The organism is Pseudomonas sp. 300 (genome assembly GCF_055803035.1).
In genome coordinates, this window is record NZ_JAVLRV010000007.1 from 1 (window position 1) to 1281 (window position 1281).

At 52.5% G+C, this 1281-nt stretch carries 1 protein-coding gene; it reads left to right on the forward strand.

Annotated elements, in window-relative coordinates; all coding sequences use genetic code 11:
- The first annotated feature begins 82 nt into the window (after positions 1-82).
- Complete coding sequence (locus Q7W83_RS29085; protein ID WP_150637996.1) at positions 83-1261, forward strand: integrase core domain-containing protein; 1179 nt, start codon at positions 83-85, stop codon at positions 1259-1261.
- Positions 1262-1281: the final 20 nt, after the last annotated feature.

Genomic DNA, 1281 nt, shown 5'->3' on the forward strand with positions numbered 1-1281 from the left:
GGTAGAAACCGGAGACATCCTTTACGTTTTAAACCGGAGACATCCTTTACAGGTGTGAAATACGGTCAGGAGGTACCTGACCATGCCCTGGAATCGAGAGTCCCCAATGGATCAACGGATCAAACTTATAGGCGACTGGCTGCAAGGCAGCTATTCCAAAAGCGAGCTGGCCCGCCACTACGGGCTCAGCCGCCCCACTTTGGACAAATGGCTTGCACGCTACAAGTTGCAGGGCATTGATGGGCTAAAAGAGCTGTCACGGCGTCCGCATACGAGCCCTTTCAAAATTAGCGACGAGGTCCTTGAGTTGTTAATCGCGTATAAGCGCGAGCATCACAGCTGGGGGCCTGAGAAGCTAGTACATAACCTTAGAATCGATCATCCAGAATTGTCTTGGCCAACTGTCAGCACTGCAGGCGAGTGGCTTAAGCGAGCGGGCCTGGTGCAAAAACGCCGATTCCTCAATCGCCCGCCAGCAGGAAAGAATCCGCTGCGCGACGCCACTGCGCCTAATCAGACATGGGCCGCGGATTTCAAAGGTGACTTCGCGCTTCAGAACGGCCAACGTTGTTATCCACTGACAATTACCGATCACGTCAGCCGATTTCTATTGCTGTGCAGAGCACAAAGCAGCGTTGCCGGTGCCCGCGAAGGATTTGACTGGGCGTTTCGGGAGTACGGCTTGCCTGATGTAATTCGCACAGATAACGGTTCTCCCTTTGCCTCCACCGGCATTTCACGCATATCCAGCCTGGCGGCTTGGTGGATACGTTTAGGAATTTACCCGGAGCGAATCCAGCCGGGGCGACCGGACCAGAATGGCCGTCATGAACGCATGCATCGAACGCTTAAGGCTGCGTTGCTTCATGCACCTGAACGTAATCTGGTGGAGCAACAGTTGGCGTTCGAAAAGTTTCGACAGGAATTCAATTACGTAAGGCCTCACAAGGCTTTAGAGATGAAAGTTCCTGCGGACGTCTATGAACCGTCGCAACGGCAGTACGACGGACGCGTGCCCGAGGCCGATTACGCTTCGGATATGACAATTCGCATGGTCAGGCAGAATGGGTCAATGAAATGGAAAGGCAAAATGATTTTCGTCAGTGAATCCTTGGCAGGTGAGGCGCTAGGACTCAAGGAAGTGGACGATGATGTGTGGAATATTTATCTCTGTAACTACCTTTTAGGCAGACTGAAAAGCGGCGAGAGCCGCCTTTCAAGCCAACAGAAACGTAAAGGATGTCCCCGGTTTCAATCGTAAAGGATGTGTCCGTTTCTACA